This window comes from Corynebacterium sp. HMSC070H05 (genome assembly GCF_001837615.1).
In the GTDB taxonomy this organism is placed as follows: domain Bacteria; phylum Actinomycetota; class Actinomycetes; order Mycobacteriales; family Mycobacteriaceae; genus Corynebacterium; species Corynebacterium coyleae.
In genome coordinates this window covers 65,630-84,467 of sequence record NZ_KV833339.1, presented here as the reverse complement: position 1 = coordinate 84,467, position 18,838 = coordinate 65,630, and the positions used below count along the sequence as shown (strand labels likewise).

Genomic DNA, 18,838 nt, shown 5'->3' with positions numbered 1-18,838 from the left:
AGCGTATTCGGGCTACTTGCCCAGCTGCGCCATGGCGCGCTGGTTGATCTCGTCGACGTCGCCCACAGCGTCGATAGAAATGATCTCCTCACCGTAGTGATCGATCAGCGGTGCGGTCTCATCGCGGTACACGGCGAGACGGGTGCGGATGGTCTCCTCGTTGTCGTCTGCACGACCACGGGCGAGCATGCGCTCCACGACAACGTCCTCATCAACAACGAAGTTGAGCACGCCGTCGAGCTTCTCGCCCTTCTTCGCCAGTAGGTCGGTCAGGATCTCAGCCTGCTCCACCGTGCGCGGGAAGCCGTCCAGCAGGAAGCCGTCCTTCGCGTCGTCCTGGTTCAGGCGATCCTCAACCATGCGTGCGGTGACATCGGTCGGCACAAGCTTGCCGGCGTCGATGTAGCTCTTTGCCTCAACACCGAGCGGGGTGCCCTCGCCAATGTTGGCGCGGAACAGATCACCGGTGGAGATGTGCGGAACACCGAGCTTTTCGGAAAGGATAGCGGCTTGGGTGCCCTTGCCGGCACCGGGAGGGCCAAGGAGAACGAGACGCATTATCGCAGAAGTCCTTCGTAGTTGGATTGCAGAAGCTGGGATTCAATTTGCTTAACCGTGGTCAGGGCCACGGAAACCATAATCAGGATGGCCGTACCGCCAAACGCGCTCATACCCATCCGGCCGGAGCCGGTGATACCGGCGTCCATTGCCAGGTTCGGCAGCACTGCGATCAGCGCGAGGTAAATCGCGCCGACGAACAGCAGGCGGTTCATGACGAACGCGAGGTATTCAGCAGTCGGACGGCCCGGACGGATACCCGGGATAAAGCCACCGTACTTCTTCATGTTCTCTGCCTGATCGACCGGGTCATACTGGATCGACACATAGAAGTAGGAGAAGAAGATGATCATCACGACGTAGGTGAGGATGTACTGCCACGAACCCGGGTTCTGCAGCCATGCCATCACGTGGTTCATCCACCAGTTGTCCGGCGGAGTCGGGTTATTCATGGTCACGATCTGTGTGATCAGAACCGGCACGTACATCAGCGACGAGGCGAAGATGACCGGGATAACGCCAGCCTGGTTGACCTTCAGCGGCAAGTAGGTGGAAGAGCCACCGTACTGGCGACGACCCACCATGCGCTTGGCGTACTGCACCGGGATGCGACGCTGGCCCTGCTCAATGAAGACAATGCCGACGACCAGCGCAACAAGCGCGAGGATGACGAGGATCAGCGTCAAGGCACCGGAGTTCTGGAGGATGAACGCACCCTCGGACGGGATCTGGGTTGCGATACCCGCGAAGATGAGCAGGGACATACCGTTGCCCACGCCCTTTTCAGTGATGATCTCGCCGAGCCACATGATGAGCACCGCACCGGAGGTCATCACAAGGATCATCATGATCAAGGTCCAGACATTGCGGTCTTCCACCAGCACCGGCATTCCCTGGCCGAGCAGCTGCTCGCGGTCTGCCAGCGCGACGATACCTGCGGACTGCAGCAACGCCAGCGCAACCGTGAGGTAGCGCGTGTACTGCGTCATCTTGGCCTGGCCGGACTGACCTTCCTTCTTCAGCTCCTCGAACTTCGGGATCACGACAGTGAGCAGCTGCACGATAATCGACGCCGTAATGTACGGCATGATGCCGATCGCGAAGATCGACAACTGCAGCAGTGCACCACCGGAGAACAGGCCAATGATGGAGAACATCGTGGCACGGTCACCCTGGGCAACCTCTTCGAGTCGCTGGTTGATCAACGCGTAATCAACGCCCGGGGACGGGATCTGGGCACCTACGCGGTACAGAATCATCAGCGCAAGGGTGATCAAGATCTTCTTGCGAAGGTCAGGATCCTTAAACGCCTGAGCAATTGCGGACACATAGCCTCCTGGCTTCCACCTGAACCGCGGCGGAAGGTAGTGGATAGTGCAGCGCCGACTCGTGCATGAAGGCACACAAAACGGGCCGTCGCCGTGTTTGACCCCACTACCCTAGCAGCTGTGCTTAAAAAGTTGATACTCACGGTCGACTTTACCGCTACAGCACAGCGAAAACCCCCACACCGGACAGTGATTGTCCAGTATGGGGGTTATCTCAAGCGCGGAAAGCGTTACGCTTTCGGCTCTTTACGCGTCCTTCGGAGCGCGCTTGGAGAACTCGACGACGGTGGCGGAACCGCCAGCAGCCTTGAGCTTCTCCTCAGCGGACTTGGAGAACTTGTTTGCGGTGACGTTGAGTGCGACGTTGATGTCGCCCTCTGCCAGCACCTTCACCGGCTGCTTCGGGCGAACGAGGCCCTTAGCGACGATGTCGGCAACTGCAATGTCGCCACCCTGCGGGAATGCTTCCGCGAGGTCCGCGACGTTGACCACCTGGTACTCGACGCGGTTCGGGTTCTTGAAGCCCTTGAGCTTCGGCAGACGCATGTGCAGCGGCATCTGGCCACCCTCGAAAGCAGCGGAAACCTGCTTACGAGCCTTGGTGCCCTTGGTACCGCGGCCAGCGGTCTTGCCCTTGGAGGCCTCACCGCGACCAACGCGGGTCTTGGCCTTGTTGGCGCCCTCTGCCGGGCGCAGATCATGGAGCTTGATGATGTCAGCCATGTTTTATCTACTCCCCTGCAACTTCTTCGACGGTGACGAGGTGACGCACCTTGAGGATCTGGCCGCGGGTAGCAGCGTTGTCCTTCTTCACCACGGACTGACCGATCTTGCGCAGACCGAGAGCCTCGAGGTTCTTGCGGGTCACCGGCTTCTCACCGATCTTGCCGTGGTGCAACGTAATCTTCAGTGCCATTGTTCTTAGGCCTCCTGTCCTGCGCGAGCGCGCAGCATACGTGCCGGGGCAACGTCCTCGACAGCCTTACCGCGCTTCGCTGCGACCTCTTCCGGACGCACGAGCTGCTTCAGGCCTGCAACGGTGGCCTGAACCACGTTGAGGGCGTTGTCAGAGCCGAGGGACTTGGCCAGGATGTCCTGGACACCAGCGGCCTCGAGCACCGGACGGACTGCGCCACCGGCGATCACACCGGTACCCGGAGCAGCCGGGCGGAGCATGACGATACCGGCGGCTTCTTCAGCCTGAACCGGGTGAGGAATGGTGCCACCGATCATCGGGACGCGGAAGAAGTTCTTGCGAGCCTCTTCTGCACCCTTCTGAATTGCGGCGGGAACTTCCTTCGCCTTGCCGTAGCCAACGCCGACCATGCCTTCACCGTCGCCGACGACGACGAGAGCGGTGAAGGACATGTTGCGGCCACCCTTAACGGTCTTGGCAACACGGTTGATGGTGATGACGCGCTCGATGTACTTATCGCGCTCGTCGTTCTGGTTGCGACGGTCGTCGCGACGGCCACGGCCGCCGCGGTTACCGCGGTCGTTGTTGTTCTGGTTGTCGGCGGAGCGCCCGCCGTCACGCCGTTCACGTTCGGCCATTACGCGATCCTTCCGTTGATGGTGATGTTTGCCGTGATCATTAGAACTTCAGACCACCTTCACGAGCAGCTTCAGCCAGGGCCGCAACGCGGCCGTGGTACTTGTAGCCACCACGGTCGAAGACGATCTGCTCGATGCCTGCTGCCTTGGCACGCTCAGCGACGAGCTGGCCAACCTTTGCGGCCTTCTCCTTCTTGTCACCCTCCAGGTTGCGCACGTCTGCCTCGATGGACGACGCAGAAACCAGGGTGTGGCCTGCGAGGTCGTCGATGACCTGGACGTGGATGTGGCGAGACGAGCGGTGCACAACGAGACGCGGGGTCTCCGGGGTGCCACGCAGGGTCTTGCGGATGCGGTAGTGGCGACGTGCGCGGGCCTCGCGGCGGCGGGACGAGATGTCCTTGCCCACCGGGGTGCGCTTGGTGTTCTCTGCAGTATTGCTCATGATTACTTACCCGTCTTTCCGACCTTGCGGCGGACCTGCTCGCCGGCGTAGCGGATGCCCTTACCCTTGTACGGGTCATCCTTACGCAGACGGCGGATGTTTGCCGCAATCTGGCCAACCTGCTGCTTGTCAGTGCCTTCGATGGCGAACTTGGTGTTGCCATCGACGGAGAACGTGACGCCTTCCGGCGCCTCAATCAGGATCGGGTGCGAGTAGCCGAGGGAGAACTCAAGGTCCTTGCCCTTCTGCTGCACACGGTAACCGACGCCGAAGATCTCCATGTTGATCTTGTAGCCCTCAGTCACGCCGATGATCAGGTTGTTGATCAGCGAGCGGGTCAGGCCGTGCAGCGAACGGCTGTCGCGGTGATCGTCCGGACGGGACACCACGACTTCGTTGTCTTCGACGGAAGCGGTGATCGGCTCCGGCATCTCGAGGTCCATGGTGGCCTTCGGGCCCTTGACCTCAACACGCTGGCCGTCGATCTTCACCTCGACGTTGTTCGGGATTGCGATGGGTGCATTACCTACACGCGACATAGTCTTTTCAACCTCCCCTTACCAGACGTAAGCGAGGACTTCCCCGCCTACACCCTTCTCTTGAGCCTGGCGGTCGGTCAGCAGGCCGTGGGACGTGGAGATGATTGCCACGCCCAGGCCACCGAGCACCTGAGGCAGGTCGTTGGACTTGGCGTACACGCGCAGGCCCGGCTTGGACACGCGGCGCAGACCAGCGATGGAAGCCTCGCGGGTCGGGCCGTACTTGAGGTTGAGCGTCAGCGATTTGCCAACCTTCTCGTCCTCAACTTTGTAATCTTCGATGTAGCCTTCCTGCTTCAAGATCTCAGCAATAGCTGCCTTGAGCTTGGAGGACGGCATAGACACGGTGTCGTGCTGCGCAGTTGTTGCGTTGCGCACGCGCGACAGCATGTCCGCAATCGGATCTGTCATGGTCATTGTGGTGACCGTTTCCTTTCTCGTTGCGGTTCCCTAAACCCACCTGACCCTTTTCAAGGTCGCGTTTTCCGCATGGTCTATCGGGGGCTACTCAACGCTGCCCACACTCAGTAGCGTGGGCCGCTCGCCGCCTCCCTTGCACGCGGTCCGCATCTTGGCGAGGGGCCTGCAACAAAGTTGGATGTTCAAATGTTTCTCTCGGCTTGGCACGCCGAAATCTCGGCGCACAAGTCCGATCGACCAAGTTACCTGCTTGTTCGCTCAGAACCAAATTGCTTAACGACGACACCTAGCCCCCGACAGCATCTCCCGACACCGAATTCATCAGAACGGCAGCGCCGCCCTGGACTTCACCCGTGTTTGGCCGAGGTCTGAATTCTCTCCCGCGGCGTGTCCGCTGAGGTACGCACCTGGGTCGAACGAGCGGTTGGTTTGGTGCGCGGAGAGCACAAAGCCCTGCTCTTCGGCAAATTTGGAGCGGGCTTGCTCGGCCTTTGCGGCGTCGTCGACAAGCACAAGCGCATATTCGCTATCCACACGTGCTGCGCCCTCTTCTGCTTTCATCAGACGTTTGCCGATGCTTGTCGCGAACCCCTGCATAAACGACCGACGCATCACGACCACCGATTCACCGAAGTTTGTGGCGCGGATCTTTTGTGATTCTGCAAGCATCACCGGCAACAGCAGCGCGTAGAGCATGTCCACCCGGTCGAGGTGTCGCTGTAGGCCAAAAAGGTCTGCGTCCTTGACGCGCGTGGAGTTATACACCCGCTGCGTAAACCCCGTACAGTGCAACGACCTCGCGATGGAGTGCAGCAGCGTTGCCTGCATATCGGTGTAGGCGCCACGGAACGTGTAGGCGCGGTGGCCTACGTTGTCGCCGGCATCGGGACTTGCAAGATCGCGCTCGTCGTAGCCGTACTGTGCCATCAGCTCGAATGCTCGGGCATAGAACGCGTCACCCTCCGGTGTCCCTTCCCTGTCGTTGGCTTGATTGAGTAGTTTTTGTACTCGTTGTTTGATCTTTTCCTCGGTACGCATCTGACGCACCCACCCCTTCCCCATTGCTGTTTGGATGTGTGCCTGTAGTTATAACGAACTCGCACGACATGTCCGTTTCAGCTTGTGGAATTTGCAATTTCCGCCCTGTGGATAACTTCTCTTTGCGCAGGTTGTAGCGCTGCGACGACACCCCTCCGTCCCGCTTGCACCCTAAGCGCTAGCATCGTTGCAATGAGCAGGACCAAGCGCAGTTTCGCCGTCACAAAGATTTCCGCTAGCGGCACCCGCGACACGCGCGCGGGCCAAGTGGAAGTGGAAGAACCACTCGAGGTGCGCGCCGGTGGCCGAGAGGTCGCTCAGTTGTTTCGCACCCCGGGCCACGACATCGAACTCGCCCACGGTGTGCTCCTGACGCAGGGCCTCATTACCACCCCTAAAGACGTCATTACCGCCCGCTATTGCGAAGGTGCCATCGGCGGCGAAAACACCTACAACCTGCTCGATATCGAGCTTTCCTACCCTGCTGCACCGCAGTTCATCGACCCAATCCCATCACAGTCCTGTGGTATTTCCGCCGAGCAGCGCGTACGGGAGTTGGCGGTCCGCCTGAACGTGCGCAGCGAGTTCGCCCCTATTGATCAGGATGCGATCTTCGCCTTGCCAGAACGTCTCAACCAGGCGCGTCGTCGCGACCTGCCCACCGCGCTCGCTGGCGAGACCGCGCGTCAAGATATCGACGCCGTCAACGCGGTACAGAAGATCGCTGGGCGTTTGCTTCTCGACGACACCCTGCCCGCCCACAACCTCACCCTCGCAGTGGATACGCGCGTGACGTTTGAAATGATGCGTGCTGCAGCAGCGGCCGGCTTCAGCATTGTCGCCACCACACGCGACGTCACGTCGATGGCGGTGGAATTGGCCCGCGAAACAAATACAGCGCTCGTCGGCGCAATTACCGACGAGCGCTTCAGCGTGTACTCGGGCGCTTAGCCAATGAACATGCCAGCAGCCTTCGCGGCAGTGGCCCACAGACCGTAGATAAGCAGTCCAGCGATGATTGCCGCCAGAATGATCGCGACAATCTTGTGGGCCTGGCCCGCGGAAGCCCCACGCGCCTGACCGGCACCAGCACCTTCAAGCGCGGAGGCGCGATCTGCCTCGATCTTCGCCTGAACGGTGTCTTGGTCTTCGAACCACTTCGACGCCACCGGGCGTACAAGGATGTTGGCGATCAGGCCAACAGCAAGCAGGCAGCACATGACGTACAGCGACAGGCGGTAAAGGTCCGGGCCTTCGCCGCCGTTGGCTGCCTGGCGCTCCACGACCATGTTGATGATCAGCGGGCCAGCTACACCTGCAGCCGACCATGCGGTAAGCAGACGGCCGTGGATAGCGCCGACCTGGTAAACACCGAATAGGTCGCGCAGGTAGGCCGGGATACTGGCAAAGCCACCCCCGTAGAAGGACAGCAACACCAGTGCGCAGATCACAAACAGCGCGATGTTGGCGTGGCCGAACCTGGCGAAGATGAAGTAGAAAGCCAACCCGATACCCAGGTACACCATGTAGATGTTCTTGCGGCCAATGACGTCAGAAACCGACGACCAGACGAAACGGCCAGCCATGTTCGCCAGCGACAGCAAGCCAACAAAGCCTGCGGCGGCCGCCGCGGTCAGTGCCGGGAAGTAGTCCTGAATCATCGGTGCCGCATTCTCCAGCACGCCGATACCCGCAGTGATGTTGCAGAACAGGATCACCCACAGGCACCAGAACTGCGGGGTTCGAATGGCGTTGTTGGCGCTAACATTTGCACCGACGATGGCAACCTTGGAAGGTTTGCGCCCCTGCTTCGCTTCGCCCGACGGGGTCCAATCCGGGTGCGGCATGCGGATGCAGTACGCGCCCATAGCGATGACGACGAGGTACACGACGCCAAGGGTGACAAAGGTGGGTTGGATGCCCGCGGCGCGGTTGGCGATGTCCGCACCACCGCCGTAGAACTCCATGAGGCGGTTCGACGCCGGCGAGGCAATCAGTGCGCCGCCGCCGAAGCCCATGATCGCAAGGCCCGTAGCCAGACCGGGGCGATCCGGGAACCACTTCATCAGCGTGGACACCGGCGAGATGTATCCGATGCCCAAACCGATGCCGCCGATAAAGCCGTAGCCGAAGTACACCAGCCACAAGTTTCCGGTGGTGACACCCAGGGTGGCAACGAGGAAGCCTGTCACCCATAGCACGCCGGAAACTGCCATGGACGCGCGTGGGCCGACTCGCTCGACCCAGGAACCGAACAGCGCGGACGAGATGCCGAGCATGCCGATTGCCAACGAGAAGATCCAGCCCACAGCAACTTCGCCGACACCGAAGTGCTCCATCATTGGCTTCTTGAACACGGAGAACCCGTAGACCTGGCCGATAGAGAGGTGGATGGCGAGTGCCGCAGGGACAATTAGCCAGCGATTGAATTCCTTAGGCGCGATAATTGCGCTTCGGGAGAAGTAACTCATGGGGGTTCCCCTATTATGGATGCCAAACAATGTATTTAATACAGCGGACATCATAACCACCTATAGCCAGCTTCACGCAAGCTTTCTTTCATGCTTTTCCAATACGACAAAACCCCTGCGACCGCGGTATAAAAACCGGGTGCAGGGGTGTCGTCGTCAAGTGAACGCTTATGCGCGCTTCATCTTGCCGTCCTTGTCAGCGAACGGGAAGCCGAGGTGCGTCAGCAGTGCGCGACCCTCGTCGTCGCTACCAGCGGTGGTCACGAGCGTGATGTCCATGCCGCGAACGCGATCGATCTTGTCGATGTCGATTTCGTAGAACATGGTCTGCTCGGACAGGCCGAAGGTGTAGTTACCGTTGCCGTCGAACTGCTTGTCGTTCAGGCCACGGAAGTCGCGAATACGCGGGAGAGCAACCGTCAGCATACGGTCGAGGAACTCCCACATACGGTCGCCGCGCAGGGTGACCTTTGCGCCGATCGGCATGCCCTCACGGAGCTTGAAGTTAGCGATGGACTTCTTCGCGCGACGCAGCTGCGGCTTCTGGCCGGTGATCGCGGTGAGGTCCTCGAGTGCGCCGTTGATCACCTTGGAGTCGCGGGCAGCGTCGCCCACACCCATGTTCACAACAATCTTGGTCAGGCCCGGGATCTGCATGACGTTGTCGTAGTTGAACTGCTCGTTCAGCTTGGTGCGGATCTCGTCCTGGTAGCGGGACTTCAGGCGCGGGGTGTAGTTCTGAATGTTCTCAGCCATTAGATGTCCTTCCCGTTCGACTTAGCCACGCGGACCTTCTTGCCGTTCTCGTCGAAGCGGTAGCCCACGCGGGTCAGCTTGCCGTCGGAGTCCAGGATCATCACGTTGGACACGTGGATCGGAGCTTCCTGGCTGACGATGCCGCCGGACTCGGCGCCGCGCTCGTTGTAGGAGTTTGCGACGTGCTTCTTGATGCGGTTAACACCCTCGACGAGGACCTTGTCGCGCTGCGGGTACGCCTCAATGACGCGACCCTGAGCACCCTTATCCTTGCCGGCGATGACCTGCACCATATCGCCCTTCTTGATCTTCATACTTAGATCACCTCCGGTGCGAGAGACACAATCTTCATGAAGCGCTTGTCGCGGAGCTCACGAGCAACCGGGCCGAAGATGCGGGTACCGCGCGGCTCGGTGTCGTTCTTGATGACGACAGCAGCGTTCTCGTCGAACGAGATGTAGGAGCCGTCCGGACGACGGGTCTCCTTCTTCGCACGGACGATGACAGCCTTAACGACCTCGCCTTCCTTGACGTTGCCGCCCGGGGCAGCTTCCTTCACGGTGGCGACGATCGTGTCGCCGATGCCGGCGAAGCGTCGAACGGAACCGCCGAGAACGCGGATGCACAGCAGTTCGCGTGCACCCGTGTTGTCGGCGACCTTCAGACGCGATTCCTTCTGAATCACAGTTGGTCTCCTGACCTGGGTCAATGTGCGCCAGATTTCCGTCCTGCACGCACGTGGTCAATGTTCTTGCGGCCTATTGCTTATCGACGAACCTCGTGCGCTCGTCCCTCGCACACGAGGAGAGCGCAGTCTGGTCGAAGGGTCTCGGACGCTCCACTCGGAAACGCGTGTCACGCCCGACCAGCAGTAGACAACTGGAGTATTTAACCATGAGCAGCGCCGATCCCCCAAATTGCCGCTAAATCGTGTCGCCTGAAGAAACAAAAATCGCCCCACCCCGAAACTTAGGGGTGAGACGATGAGTGTGCCGCAGCGTTAGCGCAATGTTAAGCGACGCTGGCAGCAACAGCGCCGAGGCCGAGCACACCAGTGAGCGACAGGATGGTGATGATCCAGCCCACGGAAGACAGGGCAGCTGGAACCAGCAGCAGGTTCGGGGCCAGCGGGCCACCGAGAGCGCGCATCTCATTGATGACCTGGTTGAGCGGCTCCGGGTAGGTAGCAGCCTCAGCGACAGGAGCACCAGCACCGATTGCAACAGATGCCGCAAGAGCAACAGCGGCGAGACGACGGAACTTCATGTTCGTTTCCTTTCAGGAGAGGTGTGTACGTGTCGCGGCTTACTTAGCAGCAGTGACGATGGACTGAATGATCGAGATGACAACGTTCAGCGAAGAAAGCGCTGCCGGCAGCAGAATGATGTTCTGGGCTTCCCAGCCACCGACCTTGTAAATCTCGTACAGAACACGGTTCAGCGGTTCCGGAGCAGGCTGAGCGGTAGCAGCCGGAGCAGCAACAGCAACGGTGGTTGCGACGGCCGCCGCAGCAACAAGACGACGAAGCTTCATGTGAATCTCCAATTTTCTTAATGAACGGTAGGCATCGGCCGCAGCTTGAACGACCTTGCCCACCGAACATTACCGTGACGTTTTACAGTTTTTGGCAGAATTCCCATTTTCTTTCACGATTTTCCAAAGCTTTCCAATCGCCGAATAGGTATTACCACATTTCCTTTTAAGGTAGTACCTCTTGTACATTGGAGGGCGTGAGTTTCTACGAAGCTGCCCCCGAGGCAATCAAGAATAAGGTCGATCTGTTCTCGACAGAACCTGCCCGATTTGCCACGCGCTCCGTGCTCGCGGGCGTGTACCTGGGCATCATGACGGCATTCGCCGCATCCACGGCACAACTACTCGACGGCTACGCCCCCGGCTGGGGCAAATACGCCTTCGGCGCCATCTTCGCGTCAACGCTGTACATCATCATCGTCTTGCAAGGCGAACTCGCCACAGGTGACATGATGTTCATGACCTATGGCGCCATCCATAGGCTCAACACCATCACCCGCGGGTTCCTCCTCGTCTTCTTTGTCACCGTGTTCAACCTCATTGGTGCAGTGGCGATTTCATGGCTGATTTCCCGGACCACCATGGGCCAGATGGTCGAGGTGGACGGATTCCTCCACGATTTGCTCGTCGCCAAGCTGCAAAAATCCAGTTCCACCCTGTTCGTTGAAGCGATCCTGGCAAACGTCGTGGTCAACATCGCCTTCATGCTGGCCACCCAGGCCGGCAAGGACTTCAGCGCGAAGCTGTGGGGTGTCATCCTGATCATCCCGTCGTTTGCCACCATGAGCTACGAGCACTCCATCGCGAACTTCATCCTCACCAGCCTGGGCGGGTTTACGCTCGGCCCTGAAACCATCGAAGGCTTCACCAACTGGAACGTCATCCGCAACTGGGTGGTCGTCTGGCTGGGCAACTTCGTCGGCGGCGGGTTCATCATGGGCGGCCTCTACGGATGGCTGAACCTGACCAAGACCGGTTACAAGGACTAACCAACAAGGACTAACTCCCCTCACCTTGGGTGTCTCTGCCAAAATGAGACGGGTGAGTACCCAGACACCTGACGTCCTCGAAGCTGTTCGCAGTGTTCGCGATGCCCTCGCGGACACTGCCCTACCTATTGATGCAGCCCCAGAGGCCCGCGCAATTGTCAACCAGCTCGACGACTATGTCCTGCCCCGCCTCGCCAACCTGGACGCGCCGCTGCTCGCCGTGATCGGCGGCTCCACCGGCTCTGGTAAGTCCACGCTTGTCAATGCATTGCTGCGCGAGCGGGTTTCCAACCCAGGCGTTATCCGCCCCACCACCCGGCAACCTGTGCTTGTGGCAAACCCCGCGGATGCTGATTGGTTTAACTCCCCACAGGTTCTCCCCGGCCTGACGCGCTCGCACGGCGCGGGCAACGAGCAATCGACGACGCTGCGAGTCGTAGATACGCAAAGCGTGCCCGAGGGCCTTGCGCTTCTCGACGCCCCCGATTTCGACTCCATCGACGACAAAAACCGCGCCCTGGCAAGTCAGCTCCTTGCGGCTGCGGATCTGTGGGTGTTCGTCACCACCCCGGCGCGCTACGCCGATCAACTTGTGTGGAACTTCCTCCACGACGCCGCTGGCCGCGGCATCGAAGTTGTGGTGGTACTCAACCGTCTGGACGAGAAGGCAGCCGAAACCGTGCCGGACGATCTGCGCCGCATGATGAATGAGGCTGGCTTGCACGACGCAACAGTCTTTACTGTGCCGTTCGTCGCGGACCTTGGCGCGGAGAAGTCTGGAGAGTCCGGGGAGTTTCTCGCCGAAGACCTTGTCGCTTCACTGCGCGATTACCTGACCACACTCGCCGAGGACACCGTCGCCCGGCGCGACGTGGCTGGCAAGACTGTGGCCGGCGCGGTTCAGACTGCGCTTGATCGAGTGGATACCTTGGTCGGCCGCCGTGAGCGTCAGGAGGCGTTTGCCAACCAGCTCGACGCATCGATCCACGAGTTTTACACCACCGCCAACCGTCAGGTCATCGACGCGACTTCCGACGGACAGTTGCTGCGCTCCGAGGTCATGGACCGCTGGCAGGACGTCATCGGTACCTCTGACGTGTTCCGTGGCTTCGAGCGCTGGTTCAGCAGCGCAATAGATAAGGTGGGCAGTTTCTTCACCGGTCAGCCCGCTCCCCTGCGTGAGGTGGAGACCGAGATCGAGTCCGGTCTGCACGCAGTCATCGTCGATGCTGCCGAATCCGCAGCATCGCGCGCCTGGGCGCATACCGGCGCGGTCGCTCCTGAGCTGCGCACCGACGCCGATCCGGCTCTCGCACGCGCCAGCGCCGACATTTCCGAACAGGCGGCGAAACTGGTGCGAGACTGGCAGCAAGAACTCGTCGGACATATCCAGGACACTGCTGGCGATAAGCGTCAGCGCGCCCGTCTCATGTCCTTTGGGCTCAACGTGGTCACCGTGGCACTCATGCTTACAGTGTTCGCCTCCACCGCTGGTTTGACTGGCGGCGAGGTGGCCATCGCGGGCGGTTCTGCGGTACTTGGCCAGAAACTTTTGGAGACCATCTTCGGCGAAGACACGGTGCGCCGCATGGTCACTCAGGCCCGCAACGACCTCAACGAGCGCCTTGGTGGACTCTTTGCTGCCGAGCGCGACCGCTACCACGTGTTCACCGACCCGTTGCTCGAGGGCGCAACGGCCGAGCAGATCCGCGATGCCTCCCAGCAGGCTCGCCGGGCGGTGGATGCGAAGCTGCTGGGGGTCGTCGACAAGCAAGTGCCTGCGCGTATCGACGACACCCCCAACGACGACCTGAACAACAGCGCCCTGCGTGGCCTGTTTGACCAGCTTCGCGGCAACTTCCGAAAGGGGTCCGACAATGGCGCTGTTTAGCAAAAAGATTGGGCTGAGCAAACGGCTGAGCGCGCTCGAGGACGCTGCCGAAATTGGTGCACCGTACCTGTCCGGCGAGCAACGCGAACGCCTAGAACGCGTGGCCAAGGCTGGCGCCGAGCGTCGCGCCCTGTCCGCCGAGCACACCGTCGTGGGATTTTTCGGCGCGACCGGTTCCGGTAAAACCTCGCTGTTCAACGCCGTTGTCGGCGAGGACCTGGGCAAAGCAGCGGCGCGCCGCCCAACCACGTCCTCTCCCCTGGCCGCGATCTGGCAGCCGGAAGGCTCTGAGGAACTCCTGGACTGGCTCGGCGTGGAAGACCGCCGCGAGCGCCAAGGCGAGTTCGCTAAAAATGCTGGCCCGCTGATCCTGCTGGATCTTCCCGACTTCGACTCGGTAGAGGCCTCCAACCGCGTCATCGCCGAACGCCTCGCCGGCCAGGTCGACGTGCTCGTGTGGGTGTCCGACCCCGAGAAGTACGCCGACAGTGTCATCCATGACCAGTTCATCCGCCCGCACGCGAACCACTCCGCGGTCACACTGGCAGTGCTGAACAAAGCCGACCTTTTGGCGGAGCGCGACGTGGACACCGTAGCTGGCTCTTATGCGGGCCTGCTTCTCGACGACGGCCTGACCAACGTCCACGTCATCCCCACCTCCACCCTGACCGGTGCTGGTATCGAAGACCTGCGCGGCGCGATCGCGCGCGTGGCAAAGGCCCACAATGCGCAGACTGCCCGCATCGAGGCCGACATTGCTTCCGTTGCCGCCCCCTACGCTGGAACGAAGGGGGCCGGTGGTGTGGACAAGCACGCCAAGCGTGACCTCGACACCGCACTGACCAAGGCCGCGGGTGCAGAACGCATCGCGGGCATCACCGCTGCCGCCTACCGCAAACGCCTGCGCCAACGCACCGGCTGGCTGCTGACCTCCTGGATCACCCGCTTCAAACCCGACCCGCTTCGTCGCTTAGGGCTGCGCGAGGATGCCGACGAACTGGGCGTGCACCGCACCTCCATGCCGGAACTCGACGCCGCCTCCAAAGCCGTAGCCAACTCGGGCCTTCGCGATTACGCCACCGCCGTTGGCGAAGGGCTGCCACACGAGTGGGCTGCGGCCGTGGCGGACCGGTCCGAGGAGATCTCCACCGGGCTTCCTGCCGAGCTGGACCGAGCTGTGGCCCGCGCGAAACTGCCCGCCGAGCCGTCCAAGGGCTGGGCGTTGCTGACCATCTTCCAGTGGTTTGCGCTGCTCGCCGCCCTGATCGGCGTGCTGTGGTACCTGCTGGTCGCCTTCGTGCCGGGCGTGCTCACACCGCTGCTCGGCACCGATCTGGTACCGGATGTAGAAGGCTGGCCGATTCCTACCCTGCTGATCATGGCTGGCTTACTCACCGGTGTAATCATCGGATTGATATCCGCGGCCTTCGGCGGCGTGCTGGGCTCTGGGGTGAAGCGACGCACCCGCAACGCCATCCAAAAAGAGGTGGCCGCAGCCTCCGAAACCGCCGTGTCCCAGCCATTGTTGGCTATCCGCGAAGACTACTCCCGCTTTGCCGAGCGCATCGCCCTCGCCGCTGGGTAGTTCCGGGTAGCGTCAGTGCCTATGGCACGCATCCCAAGAGTTCTCTCCATTGCCGGCACCGACCCCACAGGCGGTGCCGGCATTCAAGCCGATCTGAAGTCCATCGCCGCCGCAGGTGGCTACGGTATGTGCGTGGTCACCGCGCTGGTCGCCCAGAACACACAAGGTGTGCGCGAGATCCACACCCCACCCCAGTCATTCCTGCGCGCGCAGTTGGATTCCGTGTTCGACGACGTCACAGTCGACGCCGTCAAGATCGGCATGCTGGGCGATGCGGACACCACCCGCACGGTCTCCGAATTCCTCGCCCAGCACTCCGTCCCCGTCGTTGTTGTCGATCCCGTCATGGTCGCCACCTCCGGCGATCGCCTCCTCACCGAGGATGCCGAAGACGCCCTGCGCACCCTCGTTCGTGAGCACGCCACCGTGGTCACCCCGAACATCCCCGAGCTCGCAGTGCTTTGCGACGACACCCCCGCCACCACATTCGACGAAGCGGTTTCCCAGGGTCGTCGATACGCAGCAGATGCGAACGTGTCCGTCCTGGTCAAAGGCGGGCACCTCACCGGCGACCACGCCTCCAACGCGCTGATCACCCCCGACGGCGACACCCACATCGCGGACGTGCCCCGCGTGCGCACAAAAAACACCCACGGCACCGGCTGTTCTCTCTCCGCAGCCCTTGCAACCCGGCTTGTTCTCGACGACGCCCCCGCCGCCGTCGAGTGGGCTTCCGCCTGGCTCCACGAAGCCATCGCCCACGCCGACGACCTCGAGGTGGGCCAGGGTCACGGGCCGGTGCACCACTTCCACCAGCTCTACCGCCTCGCCGAACCGCTAGAATCACCTGCATGACTGACCCGCGCAACGAAGATCAGAAGGTCGCCGCCGTGAATGCCTCGATGATCATGGCGGGCCAACCCATGTCCGCAGAGGACGAGGCGCTTCTGCGACGACAGCTGCGAGGAGATATCTCGGCCGACGAGGCCGTGCTACAGGTGCTCGAAAGGGAAGGCCTGGGAAACACGCCTCGTGCACGTGAACTGCGGCAACGTATCACCGGAGCTGCCTAAACGCCATGGCACGACGAAGCAACGAGGCCCCGGAAAACCTATTCGGGCTAACAGACCCGGTTGTGCTGGACCGCATCGCTGGCAACCTCGCGCTTCAACGACTCGGCGAGCTCGAAATCGGCCCACTGCTGACCGAGTTCACACGTGAATCCCTACAGTCCACACACCGCTACCTCATGCAGGACATTTACCCCTGGGCGGGCCAGATCCGCACCGAGGAAGTCGGTGCGATGGGCATGGCGATGTGTCGAGCGCGATACGTCGAGGCTGAACTCGACCGAGTGATGGGCCGGATCGCGAAACTGCCGGTCTACTCCGATGACAAGTCTGCTGCAGTAAACACCATCGCGGATCACTGGAGCGAATTGACAATCGTGCATCCGTTCCGGGACGGTAATTCGCGGACCCAACGCTTTTTCTTCGATCAGATGCTGCGCACCTCCGGTTGGGCAGTCGACTGGACACGCATCGACGCCGCAGAAGCCCACGCCGCCCGCTACGTCGGCGCAGCGACGGCTGCCCCTCATTTCTAGCAGAGGTTCTCACCCCGGGAGTATTCGCGCTTGACGCATTGCCTGACAACACGGGTACGCTCAGCGCGACACAGGGGCAGCGGGCTGGTGCTGCGGAGATCTTCCACCAGATGATGAAATACCGCAGCGCCAATCCCGGGGCGCCCTGGCGCGGTCGGTAGCTTCTACTCCACCGTGACGGACTTGGCCAGGTTACGCGGCTGGTCCACGTTCAGGCCGCGTGCTTCTGCGACGGCGCAGGCGAAGATCTGCAACGGGATCGTCGCCAAGAGTGGCTGCAGCAGGCCCGGGGACTCCGGGATGCGGATGATGTGGTTGGCAAACTGCTCCACATCCGTGTCGCCCTCTTCCGCGATCACGATAGTCACGGCACCACGGGCGCGCACCTCTTGGATGTTGGAGACGACCTTGGCGTGCAGGTTGTGGCGCGACTTCTTCGACGGCACGATGACGAACACCGGCTGGCCTTCCTCGACCAGCGCGATCGGACCGTGCTTCAACTCGCCTGCAGCGAAGCCCTCGGAGTGCAAATAAGCAACCTCCTTGAGCTTCAGAGCGCCCTCGAGTGCGACCGGGAAGCCGACGTGGCGGCCAAGGAAGAGCACGGACTTTGCATCCGCCATATCCTGGCCCAACTGCTTGACCTGGTCTTCGTTGTCCAGCACGCGCTGGATCTTCTCCGGCATCAGCTCCAGCTCGCCGATGATCTGACGGATCTCATCGGCGTACTTGTTGCCACGCACCTGCGCCAGGTACAGCGCCAGCAGGTACGCCGCGACAATCTGGGAGATGAACGCCTTCGTCGACGCCACAGCGATCTCCGGGCCTGCGTAGGTGTACAGCGACGCATCCGCCTCACGCGGGATCGAGGAGCCCACGGTGTTGCAGATAGCGACGACCTTCGCTCCCTGCTCACGTGCGTGACGGACAGCCATAAGCGTGTCCATGGTCTCTCCGGACTGGGAAACGGCAACGACGAGAGTCTGCTCGTTGACAATCGGGTCGCGGTAGCGGAACTCGTGGGCGAGCTCCACTTCCGTCGGGATACGGCACCAGTGTTCGATGGCGTAACGCGCCACCTGGCCCGCGTACGACGCAGTACCGCAAGCGACGATGATGATTTTGTTGATGGAGCGCAGCACGGATTCGTCGATACGCAACTCGTCCAACATCAACTTGCCATCTTCGTCGAAGCGACCGTAAAGCGTGTCGCGGACGGCACCCGGCTGATCATGGATCTCCTTCTCCATGAAGGAGTTGTAGCCACCCTTCTCCGCAGCGGTGACATCCCACTCAACCTTGAACGGCTTCGCCTCGGCGGGGGTGCCGTCGAAGTCAATCACGTCGTAGCCATCAGCCGTCAACGTCACAATCTGGCCGTTGTCCATCTCCACCGCGTCACGGGTGAACTCAATGAAGCCAGCGACGTCGGAGCTCAGGAAGTTCTCGCCCTCGCCTACACCGATCACCAGCGGGGAGTTCCAACGCGCCGCAACAATGCGGTCTGGATGGTCCGGGTGGATGGCGAGCAGGGTGAACGCGCCCTCCAGACGGTTCGCTGCCAACTGCATCGCACGGGTCAGATCCCCGTCCGCTTCCGTGTTGTAGATATCCAGCAGCAGCGTGCCAGCAACCTCAGTATCGGTTTCAGACTTGAAGGTGTAGCCCTTCTCTGCGAGCTCAGCCTTCAAATGCGAAAAGTTTTCGATGATGCCGTTGTGCACCACTGCCATACGGCCATCTCCCACCACATGCGGGTGAGCATTCGCATCCGTCGGACCGCCGTGGGTCGCCCACCGGGTATGCCCGATGCCCAGGTTCGATGCTGCGATGGGGTTGTTAGCAATCTCCGCTTCGAGATCCGCTACCTTGCCGGCCTTCTTCCGGCATTCGATCGACTGGTCGTTCACCACCGCAACACCTGCGGAGTCGTACCCGCGGTATTCGAGGCGGCGAAGACCATCGATGATTACGTCTTTCGCGTCACGCGTTGTCGCGTTTGCGCCTACATATCCAACGATTCCACACATGCGGGAAATCGTACCCTTGTGTAAGGGCGCAGAAAAAGTTGAAAACGCAAAAACCGCCCCGGGTTGGTAGCCAACCCGGGGCGGTGGAGTCGTCG

At 61.2% G+C, this 18,838-nt stretch carries 22 protein-coding genes and 1 pseudogene; 7 read left to right on the top strand and 16 right to left on the bottom strand.

Annotated features, from left to right (window positions below; genetic code table 11):
• Nucleotides 1–12: 12 nt before the first annotated feature.
• The 9 genes from HMPREF2617_RS07415 to HMPREF2617_RS07375 form a co-directional block, all read right to left on the bottom strand.
• Entirely contained in the window at nt 13–558 is a 546-nt protein-coding gene (locus HMPREF2617_RS07415; RefSeq protein WP_070422739.1) for an adenylate kinase, read from the bottom strand.
• Nucleotides 558–1,886 (bottom strand): preprotein translocase subunit SecY, encoded by a 1,329-nt coding sequence (gene secY, locus HMPREF2617_RS07410; RefSeq protein ID WP_070422738.1) that lies wholly within the window; start codon nt 1,884–1,886, stop codon nt 558–560. Before secY ends, HMPREF2617_RS07415 begins: the two co-directional genes overlap by 1 nt.
• 246 nt (nt 1,887–2,132) lie before the next feature.
• The gene (gene rplO / locus HMPREF2617_RS07405; RefSeq protein WP_070422737.1) at nt 2,133–2,609 is read right to left on the bottom strand and encodes a 50S ribosomal protein L15; all 477 of its coding nucleotides are present in this window, start codon (nt 2,607–2,609) and stop codon (nt 2,133–2,135) included.
• A 7-nt stretch (nt 2,610–2,616) separates the two neighbouring features.
• Nucleotides 2,617–2,802 carry a 50S ribosomal protein L30 gene (gene rpmD / locus HMPREF2617_RS07400; protein WP_034997282.1) on the bottom strand — a complete coding sequence of 62 codons (186 nt, stop codon included), beginning with the start codon at nt 2,800–2,802 and terminating at the stop codon, nt 2,617–2,619.
• Nucleotides 2,803–2,807: 5 nt separating this feature from the next.
• Entirely contained in the window at nt 2,808–3,440 is a 633-nt protein-coding gene (rpsE, locus tag HMPREF2617_RS07395; protein WP_070422736.1) for a 30S ribosomal protein S5, read from the bottom strand.
• Between the two features lie 40 nt (nt 3,441–3,480).
• Complete coding sequence (gene rplR / locus HMPREF2617_RS07390; protein ID WP_070422735.1) at nt 3,481–3,885, bottom strand: 50S ribosomal protein L18; 405 nt, start codon at nt 3,883–3,885, stop codon at nt 3,481–3,483.
• 2 nt (nt 3,886–3,887) lie between these two features.
• The gene (gene rplF / locus HMPREF2617_RS07385) at nt 3,888–4,424 is read right to left on the bottom strand and encodes a 50S ribosomal protein L6 (RefSeq protein ID WP_070422734.1); all 537 of its coding nucleotides are present in this window, start codon (nt 4,422–4,424) and stop codon (nt 3,888–3,890) included.
• Nucleotides 4,425–4,442: 18 nt separating this feature from the next.
• On the bottom strand, nt 4,443–4,841 hold the full coding sequence (gene rpsH / locus HMPREF2617_RS07380) for a 30S ribosomal protein S8 (protein ID WP_070422733.1): 399 nt from the start codon (nt 4,839–4,841) through the stop codon (nt 4,443–4,445).
• A 324-nt stretch (nt 4,842–5,165) separates the two neighbouring features.
• Entirely contained in the window at nt 5,166–5,882 is a 717-nt protein-coding gene (locus HMPREF2617_RS07375) for a DUF2786 domain-containing protein (RefSeq protein ID WP_101732443.1), read from the bottom strand.
• A gap of 192 nt (nt 5,883–6,074) precedes the next feature.
• Between HMPREF2617_RS07375 and HMPREF2617_RS07370 the strand changes: the two genes are divergently transcribed.
• Complete coding sequence (locus tag HMPREF2617_RS07370) at nt 6,075–6,833, top strand: formate dehydrogenase accessory sulfurtransferase FdhD (RefSeq protein WP_070450599.1); 759 nt, start codon at nt 6,075–6,077, stop codon at nt 6,831–6,833.
• Here HMPREF2617_RS07370 and HMPREF2617_RS07365 read toward each other — a convergent pair.
• The 6 genes from HMPREF2617_RS07365 to HMPREF2617_RS07340 form a co-directional block, all read right to left on the bottom strand.
• Nucleotides 6,830–8,353, bottom strand: a complete 1,524-nt coding sequence (locus HMPREF2617_RS07365) for an L-lactate MFS transporter (protein ID WP_070482511.1) — start codon at nt 8,351–8,353, stop codon at nt 6,830–6,832. The two genes, HMPREF2617_RS07370 and HMPREF2617_RS07365, sit on opposite strands and share 4 nt — an antisense overlap.
• A 168-nt stretch (nt 8,354–8,521) precedes the next feature.
• Nucleotides 8,522–9,109 carry a 50S ribosomal protein L5 gene (rplE, locus tag HMPREF2617_RS07360; RefSeq protein WP_070422729.1) on the bottom strand — a complete coding sequence of 196 codons (588 nt, stop codon included), beginning with the start codon at nt 9,107–9,109 and terminating at the stop codon, nt 8,522–8,524.
• Entirely contained in the window at nt 9,109–9,423 is a 315-nt protein-coding gene (rplX, locus tag HMPREF2617_RS07355) for a 50S ribosomal protein L24 (RefSeq protein WP_070840426.1), read from the bottom strand. Before rplX ends, rplE begins: the two co-directional genes overlap by 1 nt.
• A 2-nt stretch (nt 9,424–9,425) precedes the next feature.
• Nucleotides 9,426–9,794 carry a 50S ribosomal protein L14 gene (gene rplN, locus HMPREF2617_RS07350; protein ID WP_070422727.1) on the bottom strand — a complete coding sequence of 123 codons (369 nt, stop codon included), beginning with the start codon at nt 9,792–9,794 and terminating at the stop codon, nt 9,426–9,428.
• 326 nt (nt 9,795–10,120) lie between these two features.
• Nucleotides 10,121–10,375: a hypothetical protein gene (locus HMPREF2617_RS07345; RefSeq protein ID WP_070482513.1), complete on the bottom strand. Its 255-nt coding sequence runs from the start codon at nt 10,373–10,375 to the stop codon at nt 10,121–10,123.
• A gap of 39 nt (nt 10,376–10,414) precedes the next feature.
• Nucleotides 10,415–10,642 (bottom strand): hypothetical protein, encoded by a 228-nt coding sequence (locus tag HMPREF2617_RS07340; RefSeq protein WP_070482515.1) that lies wholly within the window; start codon nt 10,640–10,642, stop codon nt 10,415–10,417.
• 197 nt (nt 10,643–10,839) lie between these two features.
• On the opposite strand from HMPREF2617_RS07340, the gene HMPREF2617_RS07335 reads away from it, so the two are divergent.
• From HMPREF2617_RS07335 to HMPREF2617_RS07310, 6 genes and pseudogenes are all read left to right on the top strand, one after another.
• A complete protein-coding gene (locus HMPREF2617_RS07335; protein ID WP_070422867.1) occupies nt 10,840–11,631 on the top strand; it encodes a formate/nitrite transporter family protein in 792 nt (263 codons plus the stop codon).
• A 52-nt stretch (nt 11,632–11,683) separates the two neighbouring features.
• Nucleotides 11,684–13,522, top strand: a complete 1,839-nt coding sequence (locus tag HMPREF2617_RS07330; protein WP_224213076.1) for a GTPase — start codon at nt 11,684–11,686, stop codon at nt 13,520–13,522.
• Nucleotides 13,509–15,107, top strand: coding sequence for a GTPase (locus HMPREF2617_RS07325; protein WP_210400837.1), 1,599 nt, complete (start codon nt 13,509–13,511; stop codon nt 15,105–15,107). The genes HMPREF2617_RS07330 and HMPREF2617_RS07325 overlap by 14 nt, the downstream gene beginning before the upstream one ends.
• Before the next feature lie 21 nt (nt 15,108–15,128).
• Nucleotides 15,129–15,953: pseudogene (thiD, locus tag HMPREF2617_RS07320) on the top strand (bifunctional hydroxymethylpyrimidine kinase/phosphomethylpyrimidine kinase); the annotation flags it as partial.
• Between the two features lie 5 nt (nt 15,954–15,958).
• Nucleotides 15,959–16,180: an antitoxin VbhA family protein gene (locus tag HMPREF2617_RS07315; protein ID WP_070422723.1), complete on the top strand. Its 222-nt coding sequence runs from the start codon at nt 15,959–15,961 to the stop codon at nt 16,178–16,180.
• Nucleotides 16,181–16,185: 5 nt separating this feature from the next.
• Nucleotides 16,186–16,713 carry a Fic/DOC family protein gene (locus HMPREF2617_RS07310; protein WP_070840425.1) on the top strand — a complete coding sequence of 176 codons (528 nt, stop codon included), beginning with the start codon at nt 16,186–16,188 and terminating at the stop codon, nt 16,711–16,713.
• A gap of 164 nt (nt 16,714–16,877) precedes the next feature.
• Here HMPREF2617_RS07310 and glmS read toward each other — a convergent pair whose 3' ends face one another.
• Entirely contained in the window at nt 16,878–18,743 is a 1,866-nt protein-coding gene (glmS, locus tag HMPREF2617_RS07305) for a glutamine--fructose-6-phosphate transaminase (isomerizing) (RefSeq protein ID WP_070422721.1), read from the bottom strand.
• Nucleotides 18,744–18,838: the final 95 nt, after the last annotated feature.